This window comes from Flavobacterium sp. AC274, from assembly GCF_979258275.1.
In genome coordinates this window covers 28,402-46,793 of record NZ_OZ409852.1, presented here as the reverse complement: position 1 = coordinate 46,793, position 18,392 = coordinate 28,402, and the positions used below count along the sequence as shown (strand labels likewise).

The 18,392-nt window shown below is 35.9% G+C and carries 13 protein-coding genes and 1 pseudogene; 8 read left to right on the top strand and 6 right to left on the bottom strand.

What is annotated here, in order from left to right; translation table 11 throughout:
* Positions 1-258 precede the first annotated feature (258 nt).
* Together ACZZZT_RS00175 and ACZZZT_RS00170 are read right to left on the bottom strand one after the other, a co-directional pair.
* The gene (locus ACZZZT_RS00175) at positions 259-741 is read right to left on the bottom strand and encodes a dihydrofolate reductase (protein WP_463459051.1); all 483 of its coding nucleotides are present in this window, start codon (positions 739-741) and stop codon (positions 259-261) included.
* 8 nt (positions 742-749) lie between these two features.
* Entirely contained in the window at positions 750-1,094 is a 345-nt protein-coding gene (locus ACZZZT_RS00170; RefSeq protein ID WP_042566123.1) for a 2TM domain-containing protein, read from the bottom strand.
* A gap of 238 nt (positions 1,095-1,332) precedes the next feature.
* Here ACZZZT_RS00170 and ACZZZT_RS00165 point away from each other — a divergent pair, with 238 nt between their 5' ends.
* Positions 1,333-1,629 carry an isoamylase early set domain-containing protein gene (locus tag ACZZZT_RS00165; RefSeq protein WP_463459050.1) on the top strand — a complete coding sequence of 99 codons (297 nt, stop codon included), beginning with the start codon at positions 1,333-1,335 and terminating at the stop codon, positions 1,627-1,629.
* Positions 1,630-1,668: 39 nt separating this feature from the next.
* Here ACZZZT_RS00165 and ACZZZT_RS00160 read toward each other — a convergent pair.
* The 4 genes and pseudogenes from ACZZZT_RS00160 to ACZZZT_RS00145 all read right to left on the bottom strand — a co-directional run bounded on the left by ACZZZT_RS00160 (position 1,669) and on the right by ACZZZT_RS00145 (position 5,190).
* Positions 1,669-2,519, bottom strand: a pseudogene (locus ACZZZT_RS00160) (thymidylate synthase).
* Between the two features lie 93 nt (positions 2,520-2,612).
* Positions 2,613-3,236, bottom strand: coding sequence for a bifunctional nuclease family protein (locus ACZZZT_RS00155; protein ID WP_042566126.1), 624 nt, complete (start codon positions 3,234-3,236; stop codon positions 2,613-2,615).
* Positions 3,237-3,400: 164 nt separating this feature from the next.
* Complete coding sequence (locus ACZZZT_RS00150) at positions 3,401-4,369, bottom strand: electron transfer flavoprotein subunit alpha/FixB family protein (protein WP_463459049.1); 969 nt, start codon at positions 4,367-4,369, stop codon at positions 3,401-3,403.
* A gap of 74 nt (positions 4,370-4,443) precedes the next feature.
* On the bottom strand, positions 4,444-5,190 hold the full coding sequence (locus tag ACZZZT_RS00145) for an electron transfer flavoprotein subunit beta/FixA family protein (protein ID WP_302094468.1): 747 nt from the start codon (positions 5,188-5,190) through the stop codon (positions 4,444-4,446).
* A 522-nt stretch (positions 5,191-5,712) separates the two neighbouring features.
* Here ACZZZT_RS00145 and ACZZZT_RS00140 point away from each other — a divergent pair.
* The 7 genes from ACZZZT_RS00140 to ACZZZT_RS00110 all read left to right on the top strand — a co-directional run bounded on the left by ACZZZT_RS00140 (position 5,713) and on the right by ACZZZT_RS00110 (position 18,367).
* Entirely contained in the window at positions 5,713-5,988 is a 276-nt protein-coding gene (locus ACZZZT_RS00140) for a hypothetical protein (protein ID WP_463459048.1), read from the top strand.
* Positions 5,954-7,018, top strand: coding sequence for a hypothetical protein (locus ACZZZT_RS00135; RefSeq protein WP_463459047.1), 1,065 nt, complete (start codon positions 5,954-5,956; stop codon positions 7,016-7,018). Before ACZZZT_RS00140 ends, ACZZZT_RS00135 begins: the two co-directional genes overlap by 35 nt.
* 247 nt (positions 7,019-7,265) lie before the next feature.
* Complete coding sequence (locus ACZZZT_RS00130) at positions 7,266-7,532, top strand: hypothetical protein (RefSeq protein WP_463459046.1); 267 nt, start codon at positions 7,266-7,268, stop codon at positions 7,530-7,532.
* A 191-nt stretch (positions 7,533-7,723) separates the two neighbouring features.
* Entirely contained in the window at positions 7,724-8,683 is a 960-nt protein-coding gene (locus ACZZZT_RS00125) for a T9SS type A sorting domain-containing protein (protein ID WP_463459045.1), read from the top strand.
* Positions 8,684-8,775: 92 nt separating this feature from the next.
* Positions 8,776-10,008, top strand: coding sequence for a hypothetical protein (locus ACZZZT_RS00120; RefSeq protein WP_463459044.1), 1,233 nt, complete (start codon positions 8,776-8,778; stop codon positions 10,006-10,008).
* Positions 9,990-15,311, top strand: coding sequence for a SpvB/TcaC N-terminal domain-containing protein (locus ACZZZT_RS00115; RefSeq protein ID WP_463459043.1), 5,322 nt, complete (start codon positions 9,990-9,992; stop codon positions 15,309-15,311). The genes ACZZZT_RS00120 and ACZZZT_RS00115 overlap by 19 nt, the downstream gene beginning before the upstream one ends.
* Positions 15,215-18,367, top strand: coding sequence for an RHS repeat-associated core domain-containing protein (locus ACZZZT_RS00110; RefSeq protein WP_463459042.1), 3,153 nt, complete (start codon positions 15,215-15,217; stop codon positions 18,365-18,367). Before ACZZZT_RS00115 ends, ACZZZT_RS00110 begins: the two co-directional genes overlap by 97 nt.
* Positions 18,368-18,392: the final 25 nt, after the last annotated feature.

Sequence of the window (18,392 nt, the reverse complement as noted above, 5' to 3'; positions counted from 1 at the left end):
AAATACGTTCTTAGGATTAAATTTGTTTTTGGAAATTTTAATTTTCTTGTCTTTAATACCTTCGTGGTATTTGGTATTAAAGACCCCATTTTTTGAGATTTATTCTCAGAAAAACAATTCATTTATAACAATAGTTTTCAATTGTTTAACAATTGTAAATTTTACGTCATGTTATCAAATACTATTTCTTGAATGAGTCCTAAGCTAGAAATCATTTTTTATTAAAGACATCCTCATTTTTGGGGATGTTTTTTATTTTTATCTTCTAATGTAAGTTTCGTAAGTGTAGTCAAAAAGATGTTTTTCATCTTTAAAATTTTCTTCAGATTCAACCAACAGCCAATCGCTTTCATTAATTTTAGGAAAAAATGCATCAGCTTCAAAAGTATGATGAACCTTTGTGATTTCTATAATGTCTGCATATTGCAAACCTAAGTTATAAATCTCTCCTCCGCCAATAATGTATGAGTCTTCGTTTTCAGGACATATAGCAATTGCTTTTTCAATGCTATTTACAACAATGCAGCCATCGGGGTTGTAGTTCTCCTGACGCGTTATAACAATATGGGTTCTGTTGGGTAATGGCTTTGGAAAACTTTCAAAAGTCTTTCTTCCCATAACAATATGATGACCGGTTGTAAGTTCCTTGAATCTTTTAAAATCATTTGGTAAATGCCAAACAAGTTCATTATTTTTTCCAAGCGCATTGTTTTCGGCTACAGCCGCTATCATTATAAGCATCGTATAAACTAAATTTTGTTATCTGTATCCTCGTTGATTTTTGATTCTAATTGACTGATTCTTTTTTGTTGTAAAGCAACAAGTCTGTCAATTTGTTCTCTTTCCCACTTTTTATTCATAAATCTGTCTGTAATGTAGACTTTTATAAAATGCAGAATAAAAATGAAGAGCCATATCGTTATGCCCCAGATACACCAATTTTGATCTGTGTTGGCACCAAAACCAAAAAACCTATTTGCTATAAATAAAAATAGACTCCCTATTAAAAAAAGAACAAAATGAAAATAAAGAACTTTCTTTTGTCTTAATCTTCTTCTGGCATATTCGTATTGTTCGTGCGCTTCTTTTTCCATAAGATATAAATGAGGTCATAAAGTTAAAATTTATTTTGAAATTCAACAATTTGAAGCGTGGAATATTTCGTTAAAAACAACTGTTTAATTCTAATTGCTAAAAAAAATAGTATTAAAATTATAGATATGATTAAAATTACACGCGCTTTTTGTTATTGTCACAAATCGCTTTAGTACGTGTCTAATGTAAGAATGATTTTGTGTAATTTAGGTGTATAAATCTAAAAATTAAATAGTTATGTCTTTAAAGAAGCAATTTATCAAAACAAAACCAGTTTGTAAGGTTACATTTTCTGTAGAAGCAAAAGAAGCAAGTTCGGCTGCTGTGGTTGGAGATTTTAATAATTGGAATGCTGAAGAAGGAACTTTAAGCAAGTTAAAAAACGGGACTTTTAAAGCTACTTATGACTTAGTAAAAGATGCAATTTACGAGTTTAAATACGTAATCGATGGAAGTTATGTTAACGATCCTGAAGCAGATTCATACAAATGGAATGATTTTGCAGGAAGTGAAAATAGTGTTTTGGTAGTATAAAAAAATCCGCTTAAAATTAATTTTAAGCGGATTTTTTATTTATACAGCAACACTTCCTTTTATGCCCGCATGTGGTTCATAATCAACAAGTGTAAAATCGTCATAATCAAAATCAAAAATATTTTTAATCGCAGGATTTAAAATCATTTTTGGTAATGGTTTTGGCTCACGCGTTAGTTGTAATTCTAATTGTTCAAAATGATTGTTGTAAATGTGTGCATCTCCAAAAGTATGAACAAATTCGCCGGCTTCAAGATCGCAAACCTGAGCAATCATCATTGTTAATAAGGCATAAGAAGCTATATTAAACGGAACGCCTAAAAATATATCGGCGCTTCTTTGGTATAATTGGCAAGATAGCTTTCCTTTTGTTTCGCCTTTTTCAAGATCAGGACTTGTAACATAAAATTGAAAAAAGCATGACAAGGAGGCAAGGCAGCTTTGTTGTTTGCTACATTTTCTTCAAATGATTTCTTTGTGTCTGGTAAAACTGATGGGTTCCAGGCCGAGATTAACATTCTTCGGCTGTTTGGATTTGTTTTTAATTCAGTAATTAATTCAGAGATCTGGTCAATTTCTTCGCTATTCCAATTGCGCCATTGATGACCGTAAACAGGACCCAAGTCTCCATTTGAATCTGCCCAGGCATCCCAAATTTTAACTCCGTTTTCCTGTAGATATTTAATATTGGTATCACCTTTTAAAAACCAAAGCAGTTCGTAAATGATAGATTTTAAGTGTAACTTTTTGGTTGTAACCATTGGGAAACCTTCACTTAAATCAAAACGCATTTGGTAACCGAAAACGCTTTTTGTTCCGGTTCCTGTTCGGTCACCTTTTTGGTTCCCGTTTTCTAAAACATGTTTTACTAAATCTAAGTATTGTTTCATAATTGGTTTAATCGTTTATTCGTTTTGTTGTTTATTCGGGTAAATGTTTAATCGATTTAACGAATAAACAAATCCACGATTAAACAATCAGAATTATCTTTTTGAGATTTCGTCTCTAATTTTTGCTGCTTTTTCATAATCTTCCTGAGAAACTGCCTGATCTAAAAGTTCATTTAGTTCTTGTAAACTATGTTTTGCATAAACATCGCCGGATTGATTGCTTTCTTCTTCATGCCCGAAAGTTTCCGGATTCGAAAGTACATCATCTATTTCCTGAGAACCCTGATCTGTTTCTGCAGTATTTGATTTTAAATAAATACCCGCTTTGTCTAAGATATTTTTGTAAGTAAAAATCGGAGCATTGAAACGTAATGCCAATGCAATAGCATCAGATGTTCTGGCATCGATGATTTCTTCGATTTTATCTCTTTCGCAAATTAAGCTTGAATAAAAAACGCCATCAACCAGTTTATGGATGATTACTTGTTTTACAACAATGTCAAATCTTTCAGCAAAGTTTTTGAACAAATCGTGTGTTAACGGGCGAGGAGGTTTTATCTCTTTTTCTAAGGCAATAGCGATCGATTGGGCTTCAAAAGCACCAATAACAATAGGTAGTTTTCTTTCACCATCAACTTCATTCAAAATTAAGGCATAAGCGCCATTTTGAGTTTGACTGTATGAAATTCCTTTTATGGACAATTTTACTAGACTCATATATATGGGTAAAAAAGGGCACTTAATGCCACATTTTAATACTTTTTTTGATTGGAAAATAAAGGTGCAATTTTAATCAAAAAATATGGAACAAAAAAGCTACCTAAAACAAAGATACGATTATCTTGTTTTTAGGCAGCTATATTTTTATAGAGAATTTTAAATTAAGAATGCTGTGCTTTAAAAGCTTTTAATTTCTCTGTTAACTTAGGGACAATTTCAAAAGCATCTCCAACAATACCGTAATCTGCTACCTTAAAGAAAGGTGCTTCCGGATCGCTGTTGATTACAACTTTTACTTTTGATGAGTTAATACCCGCGATATGCTGGATAGCTCCGGAAATTCCTATTGCAATATATAAATTTGTTGCAACCGGTTTTCCTGTTTGCCCAACGTGTTCGCTGTGAGGTCTCCATCCTAAATCAGAAACAGGTTTAGAACAAGCAGTTGCAGCGCCTAAAACAGCAGCAAGGTCTTCAACTAATCCCCAGTTTTCAGGACCTTTCAATCCGCGTCCGCCAGACACTACGATATCAGCATCAGCAATAGATACTTTTCCGGATACTTTTTCTACAGATTCTACTTTTACTCCAAAGTCATTATCTCCAATAGTTGGATTAAAATCTTCTACAGATGCAGATCCTGCACTTTCGAAAATTCCGTAAGAGTTTTTAGCCAAACCAAGAACTTTTACATCTGTACTAATTTCGGTAATATTAAAAGCTTTGTTTGAGAAAGCATTTCTTTTTACCTGAAAAGGAGAAGTACTTACCGGTAATCCAACAACATTTGAAGCGAAACCAGCTTCTAAAGCTACTGCAACTAATGATGATAAATAAATACTGTCTGTAGTCGAAGAAAGTAAAACAACTTTTGTTCCTTCTTTTTCAGCAGCTTGTTTAATAACATCGGCGTAAGCCTTAGCTGTAAAACCTGCTAATTTATCATTTGTAACTTTTAATACTTTATCAACTCCGTATTTAGATAACTCGCTTACATCGCTAATGTTTACAGTTAAAGCGGTAACGGTTGTTCCTAAAGTTTCTGCCACTTTTTTAGCGTAAGAAGCTAATTCAAAAGCAACTTTTTTAAATTTTCCTTCTGCAGATTCTGCATATATTAATATTGACATATTTTTTTTGTTTAAAAGTTTAAAGTTTCAGGTTTCAAGTTCGAAAACTGAAAACTGCGACTGAATACTGATTACTAGATTACTTTAGCCTCGTTGTGTAATAAATTGATTAACTCATCTAAGTTATCAGGAGAAATTAATTTTACTGCTGATTTCGGAGCTGGTTTTTCAAATTTTACTGCTTTTGTATTTACAGGAGCATCAACAGGCTCAAGAATAGTTAAGGCTTTTGTTCTTGCAGTCATAATCCCTCTCATGTTCGGGATACGAAGATCTTTTTCTTCAACAAGACCTTTTTGTCCACCAATAATCAGAGGTAAAGTAGTGCTTACAGTTTCTTTTCCACCATCGATTTCACGAACTGCTTTTACATTGTTTCCATCAACAATTAAAGAAGTACAAGAGTTTAAAAAGTTAGACCCTAAAATTCCTGCAATCATTCCAGGAACCATTCCGCCATTATAATCTAAAGATTCTTTTCCTGCAATTACAAGATCATAACCTCCATTTTTAATTACTTCTGCCAATTGTTTAGCTACAAAAAAACCATCAGTTGGATTTGCGTTTACACGAATTGCTTCGTTTGCACCAATTGCCAAAGCTTTACGTAAAGTTGGTTCAGTATCAGGACCTCCAACATTCACTACTGTAACGTTAGCACCTTGTTGCTCCTGAAACCAAATCGCACGCGTTAGGCCAAACTCGTCATTAGGATTAATTACATATTGTACACCATTGGTATCAAATTCTGAGTCACCATTGGAGAAGTTAATTTTTGAAGTAGTATCAGGCACATGGCTGATGCAAACTAGTATTTTCATAAGTATATATTTTGAATTTATAATATGCTTTTACAAATTTAGAATTTAATTTGGAATAATTATACTATGCATGCATAATATTTTTAAAAACTATTACGATTTCGCAGAAAGGTAGAAATGAAGCTTAAAATAAATTTTTTAAGCTTATGAATTGAAAGATGAAGGAATTATATAATAAAGTTAATCCCTGATTTTTAAAGAAATAATTCGAAAACCGATTTTAGTTTGTCAACCTCTATTTTATAAGACAAAAACACAAGTTACTGACTTATAGTAATTTGTCAGCTATTTGTTTCTCTTTATAACGCAATCATATTTTAAAAACATCAATATAAACATTTCTTTTTTAAGAATTAACTATCCCAATTCATCTTACTAAAAATATTTTTGTAAGAAAATATATCAATTTTATTTTGACAAGTCGAATATTTAACTTAAAATTGTAGGAAATTTATGTTAAATATTTATTTGCAAATAAAGCATAAAAATAACTTAGTCACTAATAATCAGAATACAAGCATAATGGTAAGAGTAAGAAGTATAATTTGGAGTTTTGTTTTGGTTATTAATTTTATAGGTTATAGTCAATCTCCTGGTGGAGTTCCGGGATCACAGGTTTGGTTTAAAACAAATCAATTGCCAAATGGTTATTTTAACTGGCAGGATTTCAGTGGCAACGGGGTTAAGTTTAATGATTGGAATAGTACTAAAGAATATACTTATACCAACCGTAATTTTAATTTTAATACCGGATTGAATATGAATGGTTGGAGCAGTGAGTTTTTTAAACCAAACTAACCTACAACAAGCTACAATAATTGGAATTTTCGGTTTTGTAACCACCAATTTTAACTATGAGACTACTTTATTTGGAGTTAAAGGCCGACCAAATGAAAGCACATTAATAACGAATGATAAAATAGTAGACAGTGCTGAAAGAGGGGGCGAAATTTTGGATTATGGAGAAGCGAATGGAGAAGATTTGTACCGAAAACAAGACAACAGCGAAGGATCGGAAGCCAAATTCAGAGAACGTTCTTTAAAAATTGTTTCGTATTATCAATATCAGCAGCCTAATATTTCGGTTTGGGGAGAAGACCAAAATTCAAGTCTAACTCTTGGGAATGTTCATATTAATGAGCCCAATGGTTTTTCAACCTATACCATGAAAAATTTCTATAATAATCTATATGGTTATCTGCCCGAATTATTTGTCTACAGCCGTATTTTAACACTGCTTGAACGCCGAAAAGCCGAAACTTATCTGGCTGTAAAATATGGTGTGAGCTTAACTAATTCTTATATAGCGAGTGACGATAAATTAATTTGGGATTATAGTGCAAACACAGCCTACAACAACCGTATTGCCGGAATTATGCGTGATGATGCCAGTGGTTTAAATCAGCCTTTTTCTACTACAAGTTACGAAGAAGGACCTTATTATTCTGATTCTTATGATTCTTATCAGGAGCCTGCTTATAGAGACCAGTCTACACGTTACCGTTTATTGGCAATGGGGCAGATGCCCGCAAATGAATTGGCAGATAAGAATGCCGCTTTATGGGGGGATGACAATGGTATTTTAGCCACTAAAGATGCCGGTGGTATTGCAGGGATAAAACGAATGACCCGAACATGGAAACTTGTTACGAACATTCCAAACCCAACAGCAGAACAAAAGAAATTACTTTTTAACAGTAAAGGATTTGAGGTAGATTCGAATTTAGGTAAAAGTACATTTACTAGTGATTATGCATATGTGGAAGGAATAAGTGTCACAAAAACGCCTACGCAGAAAAAAATGGTTATCTGGAGTTTAAAACAGTAGCAAAAGGAAGTGACGTAACAGTAAAATTTGGAGCGCAGAACGGGCTTGCAGGATCAATGGATTATGGTATAAAAATGGATCCAAATGGATCAATTTATGCAATCGAAAACACCAAACAACCCGTTTATTTAGGAGTGATAATACCAAATTATCATAAAACTACCATAGAAAAAAAGGAAATCAGGTTTTTATAAATATCTATGATCCCAATGGCGTAAAATCAATTACAACAAGAATCCTAACCGTTTTGCCAGCAGATGTAGATAAGGATTTTTATGGTGTTGTATCGTCAAAACAAAAAGATGTAAATTTTTCGCTGACAGTACTTCATGGCGGTTTTGTAGCAACAGGATCAAGAGTAGAACTTTCTTATGATAGTTCAAGAGCGGCAGAATTTGCAAACTATACAGATAGAAGTTACCTGATTATAGACCGTTCTGGTACTGGAGAATTTGGAGTTGCTAATGTAGAATACCTACCCATTAGTGAGATCGACAATACCCGAAAAAAATAATTTTCAACAATGTACTATGGGATACAGATGGTAATGGCAAGGATGTTTTTTCTTTTGGATATAAAGATAAAGCCGTAAAATTAATTGCCGTTGAGGAAGCCATACCGCCTACTTGTGTTGATGGAGTCTTACAACAAGACGGAAAAATCAATATTGAAGTAAAAGAAGGTTTTCCGGCATATAAATACACTTTGAATAAAACAGGAACTTCTACGGTTTTGCAAACAGGGACTTTTAATGAACCTAAAAAAACGTTGACCAATCTGGAAGCAGGTAATTATGATTTGACTTTGGAAATGGTAGGGACCAATTTTGAAAGAAGCGGAGGAAATCAATCCGCTCTGGTAGCCTCAGTGACAAACACAAGCTTAATCACACCAGGAAATGGAAGTTTGGAATGGACAGTATCTGATATTTTTGACTACTATGGATATGAGGTTAAATACATAGGTTTTATTGATCAAAAAACAACCCTCACCCGAGATGCTTTAAATTATGGACTGCACATAGATGTAGGTGGTAGGCTATCTTTCTTTAGTAGAGGAGGTATATACGACGTTGTTTTAGCAATATTAAATAAAGGCGACAGAATAAAATTGGAAATGCAGAACGATATCCTAAAATGCTCGGTTAATGGCAATCTCGTGGGAACTAAAAATTTGTATCCATCAGAGGTGGGAAAACCTTATTTTGGATTTATAGGTTTTGAAGGAACAAGTAATGGTATTTATAATGTAACTCATACCGGTTTTGTAAACAGTTCGACCAAACTTGGATGGTCAACGGCAACCTACTTAACCATAACAGAAGGTGACGGTATAGCCAGCAAAGTAGTGCAAAAAATAGAGATTAAAGCTCCTGAATGCAAGGAAATTCTACCGCCTTTAACACCACCTGTAACAGATAATCTTGTCGTAGCTCCGGTACCTTCAAAAGCAGGGGCAAATTTCAATATTTATGTAAAATTAAATAATCCTTCAGAGATGATGGTATTGATATTTAATACAGCAGGGACATTAATAACGCAGCTTCGAAATCCTGAACTTCAAAAAACAGGCACGTTTACTACCAGTATTCCTACATCAGGAATTTATATCATAAAGGTATTGACAACCGAGGGTGAATTCTCTAAATCAATCATTATACAGTAGTAGTAATTAAAAATGACGGCTTTTTTTAAAACCTCAGGACTACAGATCAAAAAATAATCATCCATACCAATTCAGGAAAATCAATACCCATAATGGAAAACAAAGAAAATATAAAATCAAACTTGCAAAGAATTACTGCGAGTATATTGGCTGTCATAATCTTTGGGCAAAGCGCACTTGCCTATAATTTAAATACTGCCAAAACGGTATCTTTTAATACAGCATCGGGAGCAAATACTCAAAATAACACACAGAAGCATGCGGCAGTATTGCCAAATTTGAAAGCAGCAGATAGTAACAGCAAGAAAAAAACGACCGAAAACCTGCCTGATGAAAGCAAACAGCTTATAATTCCAGCAGCCGAAAATGGAGGAGTTATCGGGTTGTATGCAGGTAAACTTCTGGATAATCCTGCAGATAATGTATTCCATTTTTCACTTAAAGAAAAACTAAACTCGGGAGATCGTGTTAAGCTTGTTTACGACCTGCAAGGTATTTCAGACTATCATGGTGCAGCAATCAGTATCAATGACGAATTTTCAAGAGGAGGAAACTGGGTGCAGAAGAGCGACCAGTGGAGCACGCAGGAGCAATATATAAGCGTGGGAAGTTTGCAACAGGGCGATAATACTCTATTGTTTTCATTACCAGAAAATGCGAGTTATGGTTATCAGGTTCGTAATCTGGCTTTGGTAATCGAAAAAGGGAAATCAAAATCACTTCAATTAGACAATCTTACTGCTTTAAGTTATAATGAACAAGGATATATAAGTGGTTTTGTAGATGGATTGACATCAGACAGCAAGATTAGTATTGAAGGAAAAGAAATTCCCCATCAAAACGGATTTTTTGAGTATGTTATGCCAGCGCAAAACAATTCAAAAGCAACTGTAAACATTACTACAGCCGGACAAACTTTACAGCAAAATATTGTGATGAAACCAGTTTCGGTAACTCATCAGGAACCTTTATTGAATGTTCTTTCAGGAAGTTCTAAAACATTTGTAAAAGGACAAAAAATGACATTGTCTATTGGCGCTGCCAGTATTCAAGTTGATAATACTGCTTTACTAGAAAATAAAACATTAAGCATTACCCCTTTACGATCTATTGATCTGCCTGCGTTAGACCCTTTAATGACCAATTTAACCAATGGCAGAGGATATCGTTTTTTACCTCACGGAGAACATTTTGCAGACGGGGCGGTGGTAAAATTAGGATACAACAAAGAATTACTTCCTCCGGGTTATACGGAAGAAGACATTCGTACTTTCTTTTTGATAAAAACACAGGACATTGGGAAGCATTGGAACGTGATAGTTTAGATGTTGCAAATCAAATCATCATTTCAAAGACAACTCATTTTACCGATATGATCAACGGGGTTATCAAAACACCCGAATCTCCAGACACGCAAGGTTTTGCGGCAACCATGATGAACGACATCAAGGCAGCAGATCCTACAGCAGCTATACAAACCATACAGCCGCCAAGCGCAAACCAACAGGGATCTGCCAATTTAAGTTATGCTATCGAAGTGCCGCCAGCACGTAATGGTATGCAGCCCAGCATAAATGTAACTTATAACAGTGATGGAAGCAGTGGCTGGCTAGGTGAAGGCTGGGATATAGAAATACCTAAAATTACGGTAGATACCCGCTGGGGAGTGCCGCGCTACAGCCCTACGGAAGAAACAGAAACTTATAGTTTAAATGGTGTGATGCTAGTAATGATGGACAATCAAAATCCAACAGTGGCACACCGAGGCAATAAAATTACCCGTAAAAGTGGTGAAGTGCAATTTTATCCTAGAATGGAAAGTAATTTTAGTAAAATTATAAGAATAGGGAGTCTTAACAACTATACCTGGCGTGTAACAGATAAAAATGGTATTGTATATTCTTATCAATCCGGGATTAAAAGCAGCAGTGGCAATTATGCAGAGTGGTACTTGACATCGGTGGTAGATCTGCATGGTGATTATATAAAATACAATTACAATTCGGCTTCTGAAAACATAGGGGGCAAGCTATTGGCGCAGTCACTGTATCTGGGTTCTATTTTATGTGGCACGAAGGAAACCACCGAGCAAACTTTAATCTGGTTTACCAGTGCGGGTACAAAAACAGTAAAAACGAATAGTGGACGTTACGGCTTTTTAACCTCCCAAAATAAATTGCTGACCAAAATACTAGTAACGCAGTTTGGATCAACTTTACGTAGCTATGATTTTGTTTACAAAAAAGATGATGGTGCATTCAAGAAAACCCTTCTGGAGAAAATAGTGCAGAATACTGCAGCAGGCGTAAAATTTAACGAACATGTTTTTGAATATTACGATGATGTAAAAGCGTCTGAAGGGTATGTGCCTTTTAAAAATGACACCGAAAACTGGAATACCGGAAGCGATAAAATAACCGGAAATGGTGTTATTACTAAAGCAGATATTACAAGAGATGGCGTTAGTTTCAATGACAAAATATCAGCATTAGGAGGAGGAGTTTCTACCTCTGAAGGATTCTCATTGTTTGTAGGAGTAGGTGTTGATGATAAAATGTATGCTTCTGAAAGTAATACTTTTGGAGCCAGTTTTTCTTATTCACCTTCAGAGTCAAAAGGACTTTTGGCTTTAGTAGATATTAATGGAGATGGTCTGGCAGATAAAGTTTTCAGTGAAGCAGGCCGTATTTACTACCGTTCTAATCAAGGGGATAATACTTTTGGAGATAAACTTGAAGTTAATGGAATTTCAACATTTTCATTTACAAAGTCAACAGCTACAAGTTATGGAGCAGTTGCAAATATTGGATTAGGATTTTCAGTAGGGAAGGTAGGAACAAGCTATGAAAATAGTAAAACAACTACCAGTGCATATTTTCAGGATGTAAACAACGATGGTCTTGTCGATTTGGTTCGTGACGGAGTGGTTTATTTTAATCATATTGTAAATCTTAATGGTAAAACGATACCAACTTTTACAACCTCAAGTTCGGATACTGCAAGTCCTATAAAGGCAGGCGGAACTATAGATACCAGTGTAACAGCGGTAGATCCGGCAGAACAAGCAGAGGCAATTGCCAATTCTCCTTTACACGATGTAGTAAGGGTATGGGAAGCACCTTTTGCAGGAACAATAAAAATAGAAAGTACAGCGATGCTTATTGCGCCAACAGGCAATTATGATGAAGCCGAATATGCTTTGGCAGACGGTGTATTTGTTGGGATCCAAAAAGGATCAACACAAATTGTAACACAGCAGGCACTAACTAAAACAGCAAATTCAAAAACGCTTTCGGTTGCTTCACAGACAGTAGCCAAAGGTGAAAAAGTCTATTTCAGGGTACAATCCGGACGTACAGATTTGGCCAATGGAGCTTTTGATCAGGTCGACTGGAACCCGGTTATCACTTATACTGATGTCGCCCGAACCAATCTGCCCACAAATCCAGAAGGGCAACAGCGTTTTAGCTATAAAGCAACAGAAGGGTTTGTCGTAGATAACAATACGTCTAATATAGTAATCCAGAAAACAAATGAGCAGGGAGCAGTACAGGTTACAGGAGTTTTTACAAAACCCATTACCAGTGACGCCGTTACGGTTAGCCTCTTAGGAAAAAACAGTTCAGGTATATTTAATACACTTTGGTGCAAAACCTATGCCGCTACAGAAACTGCTAATGGCGTATTAACAGCAAAAACGGTGCTACCTGCCCTTACAGAAGAGTATCAGGAAGTAAAAATTACCATAACCAGTGATACGAATGTCGCTTGGGACAAAATAAGCTGGGATGCTAAACTAACACATTATCCTTCAGGACAATATAGTGCGGTAATTCCTGCGCCTTCAGATGTTAATTGTACAGGAGTAAATTCTGCCAATATAACCGGAACATCAGATTATGAAACAGTACTTTTTAAAGACTACGGCCTTTTTGGCACTCACTTAATAGAAGGACAATTGTACACAGCTGCTGCAGCAGGAACACTTACTTTGACACCGGCATTAACAGCAGTAAATACTAACGGAATTGCTTATAAAGTAACCTTATCTGCAAAAACAAGTACAGGAGTTTTATTAGGCAAGAAAAATTACACTATGCTAAATGGCGCACTTACAGCTGCAACACCATTAGCAGTAACCGCAGCGGCAGGTGACAAAATCTGGATAGAATATACCGTATCTGATCGCACAGCTTTAGGAAATAGCGCAACAGTTGTAACGAAAGTAACTGTAAATGGAACTTCAATTACAGCAGCGGTATTTGCTCCGGTTTTATCTGATACGGAGAAATTTGGACCTATGCAGCGTCATTGGGGACAATTTATCTATAATGCTATGGATAAACGTTACGATAAACCCATAGACGAAAGCAAACTAGTATTGCCTAATTCAGACAAAGAAGAAACAGATCCTAGAAAGATGATCTTTAATGTAATGAGTCCTGATGTAATAGCTAAAAAATATTGGTCAGGTGGAGATGACCTAACTTATATAAATGGTACAGTCGTATCAAGTTCGCGTTTAGGAGAGGATAATGTAGTACTAACTAACCCGCTCGATGGTTTAGCTGCAGGGGCTGTAAATACAAACAATCCGTATTGTACAGAAGGTACGAGCGCTTTTGGAGTTAATAAAGTAACTAAATCCAAAAGTACATCAGTTCAGGCGGGAGTAGCGCCTTTAACTGCCAGCACAGCAACAGGAAGTTCAGAAGTTATTATTGATTTCCAGGATATGAACGGAGATGGATTTCCGGATATTATTACCAAAGCAAATATCCAGATGACCAATAGCAGAGGAGGTTTTGATGGTGAAAATATTGCGATTAATGGAGGGCATAAGAGCAGCCACGAAGCTTATAGTTTATCTGCGGGAGGTAACGCTTTCTTCTCTAGTGAGGTTGCAACAGCAAGAGCAGATTTTAAGAAAGATAAATCAAACAAAGTTGCTAAAAGCGCTTTAAATAAAGCCAAGGCCGCATCTTCATCACTGACTATAAGCGGGGGCGTAAGTTATAATAAAGAAGCAGCTGTACAAAGCTGGATAGATGTAAATGGCGATGGCTTGCCTGATAAAATATTAAGTGATAAAAAAGTACAGCTTAATTTAGGTTACAGCTTTACAGAACCAATAGATCTTGGTTTAGAAGATATTTCTAAGGGAGAATCAATATTCCCAAGTTTTGGTTTGGGAGTTGATCTTGGTTCTTCTTCCATAAGTGCAGGATACGGAATTTCAAAAAATATCAGCTGGAACGATTTTAGTCTTCAGGATGTTAACGGAGACGGGTTAGTAGATCAGGTGTTTAAAAATAATTTGGTTCGTTTGAATTTAGGAGACCGTTACAGTTCCCCAATGCCATGGAGTGGATTAGAAGTTCTAGGGCAGGTATCTTCTACTGCAGAATCACTTAACACAGCGTATACTGTAGGTTTTGGAATACCAATAGTTAGTATTAAAGTATCGGTTACACCAGGAGTAAATGTAGGGCTTTCAAGCAACCGTGTTGAAACACAATTACAAGATATTGACGGAGATGGATTTCCGGACTACCTGACTTCAACATCAGATGACAATATGGGCGTAAAACGTTCCACCATTGCACGTACCAATAAATTAAAAGCAGTTCATACGCCACTTGGAGGTGAGTTTATTGTAGACTATAGTCGCAGCACCCCAACATATGACCACCCAGGAGGAAAATGGGTTATGCAAAGCGTTATTATCAAAGACGGAATTGCGAGCGATGGTCCCGATATGAAAACTCAGTTTGCATATGCTAAAGGAAAATATGAACGACATGAAAGAAGTTTCCTTGGTTTTGGAGAAGTAAAAACCCAAAGCATTGATACAGAGAACGGAGATAAAGTATACAGAACACTAACACAAAATTACGATGTATCTGATTATTACAATGCCGGACACTTATTAAGTTCTGTTTTAGAAGGTAACGAAGGTGTAAATAGCAGTTCAAATTCAGGAGTAAAATATACCGAAAGTACTCAGGATTATTATACATATGCTGTAAAAGCAACAGGTGATACTTATAGTTTTGCACCGACTGAAAAAATATGCTCAGACAGAGGCGTAAGTTTTAATCCAGCTAAAAAAATCATTTCTTATGCTTATGAAGGCGGTGCTACACCCCTTAAATTAAGCGAAATAAATAGTGAATATTATGTAGGTTCAGGCAATTTTGGAGACTTAAAAAGTTATACCTATAAAGACAATAGCACTGCAGATTATAAAACCGAAATTGAGTATGGAAACAATTTATCTAAACATATCATAGGATTACCTACAAGTAGCAAAGTAACCATTGGCGGGGTAACAGTGCATGAGGTAAAAGCTGTTTATGACATCTATTATGCTGGTCATCTTACAAAGGTGTCCCAAAAAATCAATGACAGCCAATGGGCAGTTACTGATATAAATTATGATATTTATGGAAATATAGTTCAAAAAACACTGCCCGAGAATTACAAAAAGAACGTCCGGTTTATAAATACCGTTATGACAGGTATTATAAAATGTACGTCGAAGAAATCTCAGATAATTTTGAGTATCGCAGTTATGCCAGAGATTACGATTATCGTTATGGGATTGCACTTGAAACAGAAGATATAAACGGTTACGTAATTAAAAAAGAAATAGACGAATTTGGAAGATTAACCAAAGTACAGGGACCCAAAGAAGCTGCTGCAGGACAACCATACACCATAATGATGGATTATTTTCCAACAACAGTGGTTTCTAACGGAAATATCACCAGAACCGCTTATGCGAGAACGAAACATTTTGATGCTCAGCATCCAAATGATCCTATCGAAACTGTAACTTTTGTTGATGGATTAGGAAGGCCAATTCAGGTTAAGAAAGATGCTGCAATTACAAATAATACAACACCTGATCAACAAAGTGATGTAATGGTGGTTTCAGGACGTGCGAAATTTGATGCTTTTGGTCGTGCCAAAGAAGCCTACTACCCACAGACAGCACCTTTGGGTGATTGGAATAAATTTATGGATAGTTATGATTCGACTGCGCCGACCAAAACGACGTATGATATTTTGGACAGACCCATTACAACGACTTTGCCCGATGGTGCAGCAACTAAAATGGCTTATACCATAGAAAGTAATTTACTTAAAACAGAAGTTACAGATGCATTAAACAATACCAATGCAAGTTTTGTCAACGGTTCAGGACTGACCATGAAAACTCTTGATGCAAACAATGTGGCAACACAGTTTGGTTATGACGGAATAGGTAGAAATATTACCGTTACTGATGCACAGGGACAACAAACAGTAAGCACTTATGATTTAGCCGACAGGCGCATACAAGTCATTCAGCCAGATGCAGGAAAAAGTACTTTCAAGTTTGATGCTTTGGGGAATTTACTCGAAAGACAAACAGCGAATCTGGAAGCCAAAAGCAAAAAGATTACGTATGAATATGATTTCAACCGATTAACAAATATTCATTATCCCGAACATCCTGAAAATGATGTGCGTTATGTTTTTGGGTCTAGAAACGAGAGCCAGAATCGTAGAGGGAAGTTAATTTTAATGGAAGACGTTACAGGTGCGCAGGAATTCTCATATGGTGTAATGGGAGAGATTGAAAGTATTCGTAGAACCGTAATTGTTCCCAACCAAGCCATTGCAACCTATGTTACAAGTTGGAAATATGATAGCTGGAACCGTTTGCAGGAAATGATTTATCCCGATCAGGAGAAAATTAGTTATACCTACAATTCAGGAGGATTATTGCAGGCAGTGGCAGGCAAAAAAGCATATAGTTACAATTATGTAAACAAGATAGGCTATGATAAGTTCGAACAAAGAAGTTATTTAAAATATTGTAACGGAACAGAGACTAAGTACAACTACGAGCCTCTTAGACGAAGATTGGATAATATGACCGTAGCTTCAGGAACAGGATATCAAGGTGCCAATACGCCAAGAATGTTCATGAACAATAAATACCAGTACGACAAAGTAAGCAATGTACTGAACGTGACTAATAGCGCTGCAGGTGTAACAGCTAAAATGGGCGGTATGATAGCGCACAATTACAGTTACGATAATTTGTACCAGTTAACCGGTGCGAGTGGAGTGTACACCGGAGCCGATCAGAAAACAGCCAATTACAACCTGACAATGAAGTATGATGATCTGCACAATATCGTGAGTAAAACACAAAACGTAGCGCAGAACAAAGTAAGTGATCCGGGAGCGTTGAAAGCAGGTTATGTGATGAATTACAATTACAACAGTAATAACAAACACCAGCTCGATAATGTATCCGAAACAGAATACAGAACTAAAAATACAGACCCAAAAGTCGACAAACAGAAAAACAACAAATATGTTTATGATGCTAATGGGAACATGATTTATGTAAATACCGAAGAAGTAAAAGCTGATGGTAAAGTGGCTGAAAAAGCATTCGAGAAAAAAATGCTTTGGGATGAAGAAAACCGTTTGGGAGCAGTAAGTATAAACGGTTATGTTTCATCTTACAGTTATGATGCAGGAGGCGAACGTATAACGAAAATGTCCGGAGGCGGACAAGGTATTTTTGTAAACTCTGCTTTCTCTGGAGGAAAAACTTCTACAAGTGATTTTTCACTGTATGTAAACCCTTATTTGGTAGCTCAGAATGGCGGAAGATACACCAAACATATTTATATAGGCTCACAGCGTATTGTAAGTAAGATTGGAGATTTCGACAGTTACGGAGCAGATCCGCGACGTGTAGAGAAAGCAGGGGAATCATTTTCTGGTGTAAAAGTAGATTATGACACTAAATACAAAAAATCGTTAGAAACAGTTAAAGCAAATTATGCTTCGCTTGACGTTCCTTACTATGGTTTGGATAATAATGATTATGTAAACGGACTTGGATTTTGTTGTAATCCTTCCGGAGGAACTGCTTCGGGTGGTTCTTCAACAGGAAAAATGACAGCAAAAAATGATAATGCCGAGTTACAGCAATTTTATTACCATCCAGATCATTTGGGAAGTTCTTCGTATATTAGCAACTTAGATGGAGAGGTTGTTCAGCATGTAGAGTACGTGCCTTTCGGGGAAGTTTTCTTGGAAGAGAAGAATGCTAAGTGGAATACGCCGTATTTGTTTACTTCTAAGGAATTAGATAGAGAAACTGGAATGTATTACTTTGGTGCAAGATATGAGGATCCGAAACTTGGGATTTTTATATCGGTCGATCCGATGGCAGAGAAATTTAAAGGATGGTCTTCATATGCTTACGCTCTTAATAATCCTTTGAAATTTATCGATCCTACGGGAATGAGTGCAGAGGAAAATAAATGGCATCCTAACAAGAGTGGACTTTTAGTTAAGGATAAAGGAGATAATGCAGAAACGCTTAGGACATATGTGAATAAAAACTACGAAAATGCAGATTTAAGTAAGAAAGGTGCTGAGAAATTATATTCAACTATGAAAGATAATAAAGTAGATCTTGACAAGTTAAATCCAGAAACTTTAAATAAAAATTTATTTGGATATAATTATCCCGGAGCTAATAATCCTAAGAAATACAATGGAAAATCTGATTATTCAGTAAAACCTACCGAAATAGAAATTCCTGCTTTTAATCACGACAAAGACTATGATAAAATAGGAGCTGTTGGTGGAGGGGGCTCTTTGTAGATTTAGCAACAACTACTGCTGATAA

Coding starts and splice junctions, on each gene's coding strand:
- ACZZZT_RS00140 (WP_463459048.1), top strand. CDS start 5,713: ATGGTAAGAGTAAGAAGTATAATTTGGAGTTTTGTTTTGGTTATTAAT.
- ACZZZT_RS00145 (WP_302094468.1), bottom strand. CDS start 5,190: ATGAAAATACTAGTTTGCATCAGCCATGTGCCTGATACTACTTCAAAA.
- ACZZZT_RS00120 (WP_463459044.1), top strand. CDS start 8,776: ATGGAAAACAAAGAAAATATAAAATCAAACTTGCAAAGAATTACTGCG.
- ACZZZT_RS00110 (WP_463459042.1), top strand. CDS start 15,215: ATGTACGTCGAAGAAATCTCAGATAATTTTGAGTATCGCAGTTATGCC.
- ACZZZT_RS00170 (WP_042566123.1), bottom strand. CDS start 1,094: ATGGAAAAAGAAGCGCACGAACAATACGAATATGCCAGAAGAAGATTA.
- ACZZZT_RS00135 (WP_463459047.1), top strand. CDS start 5,954: ATGGTTGGAGCAGTGAGTTTTTTAAACCAAACTAACCTACAACAAGCT.
- ACZZZT_RS00155 (WP_042566126.1), bottom strand. CDS start 3,236: ATGAGTCTAGTAAAATTGTCCATAAAAGGAATTTCATACAGTCAAACT.
- ACZZZT_RS00150 (WP_463459049.1), bottom strand. CDS start 4,369: ATGTCAATATTAATATATGCAGAATCTGCAGAAGGAAAATTTAAAAAA.
- ACZZZT_RS00175 (WP_463459051.1), bottom strand. CDS start 741: ATGCTTATAATGATAGCGGCTGTAGCCGAAAACAATGCGCTTGGAAAA.
- ACZZZT_RS00165 (WP_463459050.1), top strand. CDS start 1,333: ATGTCTTTAAAGAAGCAATTTATCAAAACAAAACCAGTTTGTAAGGTT.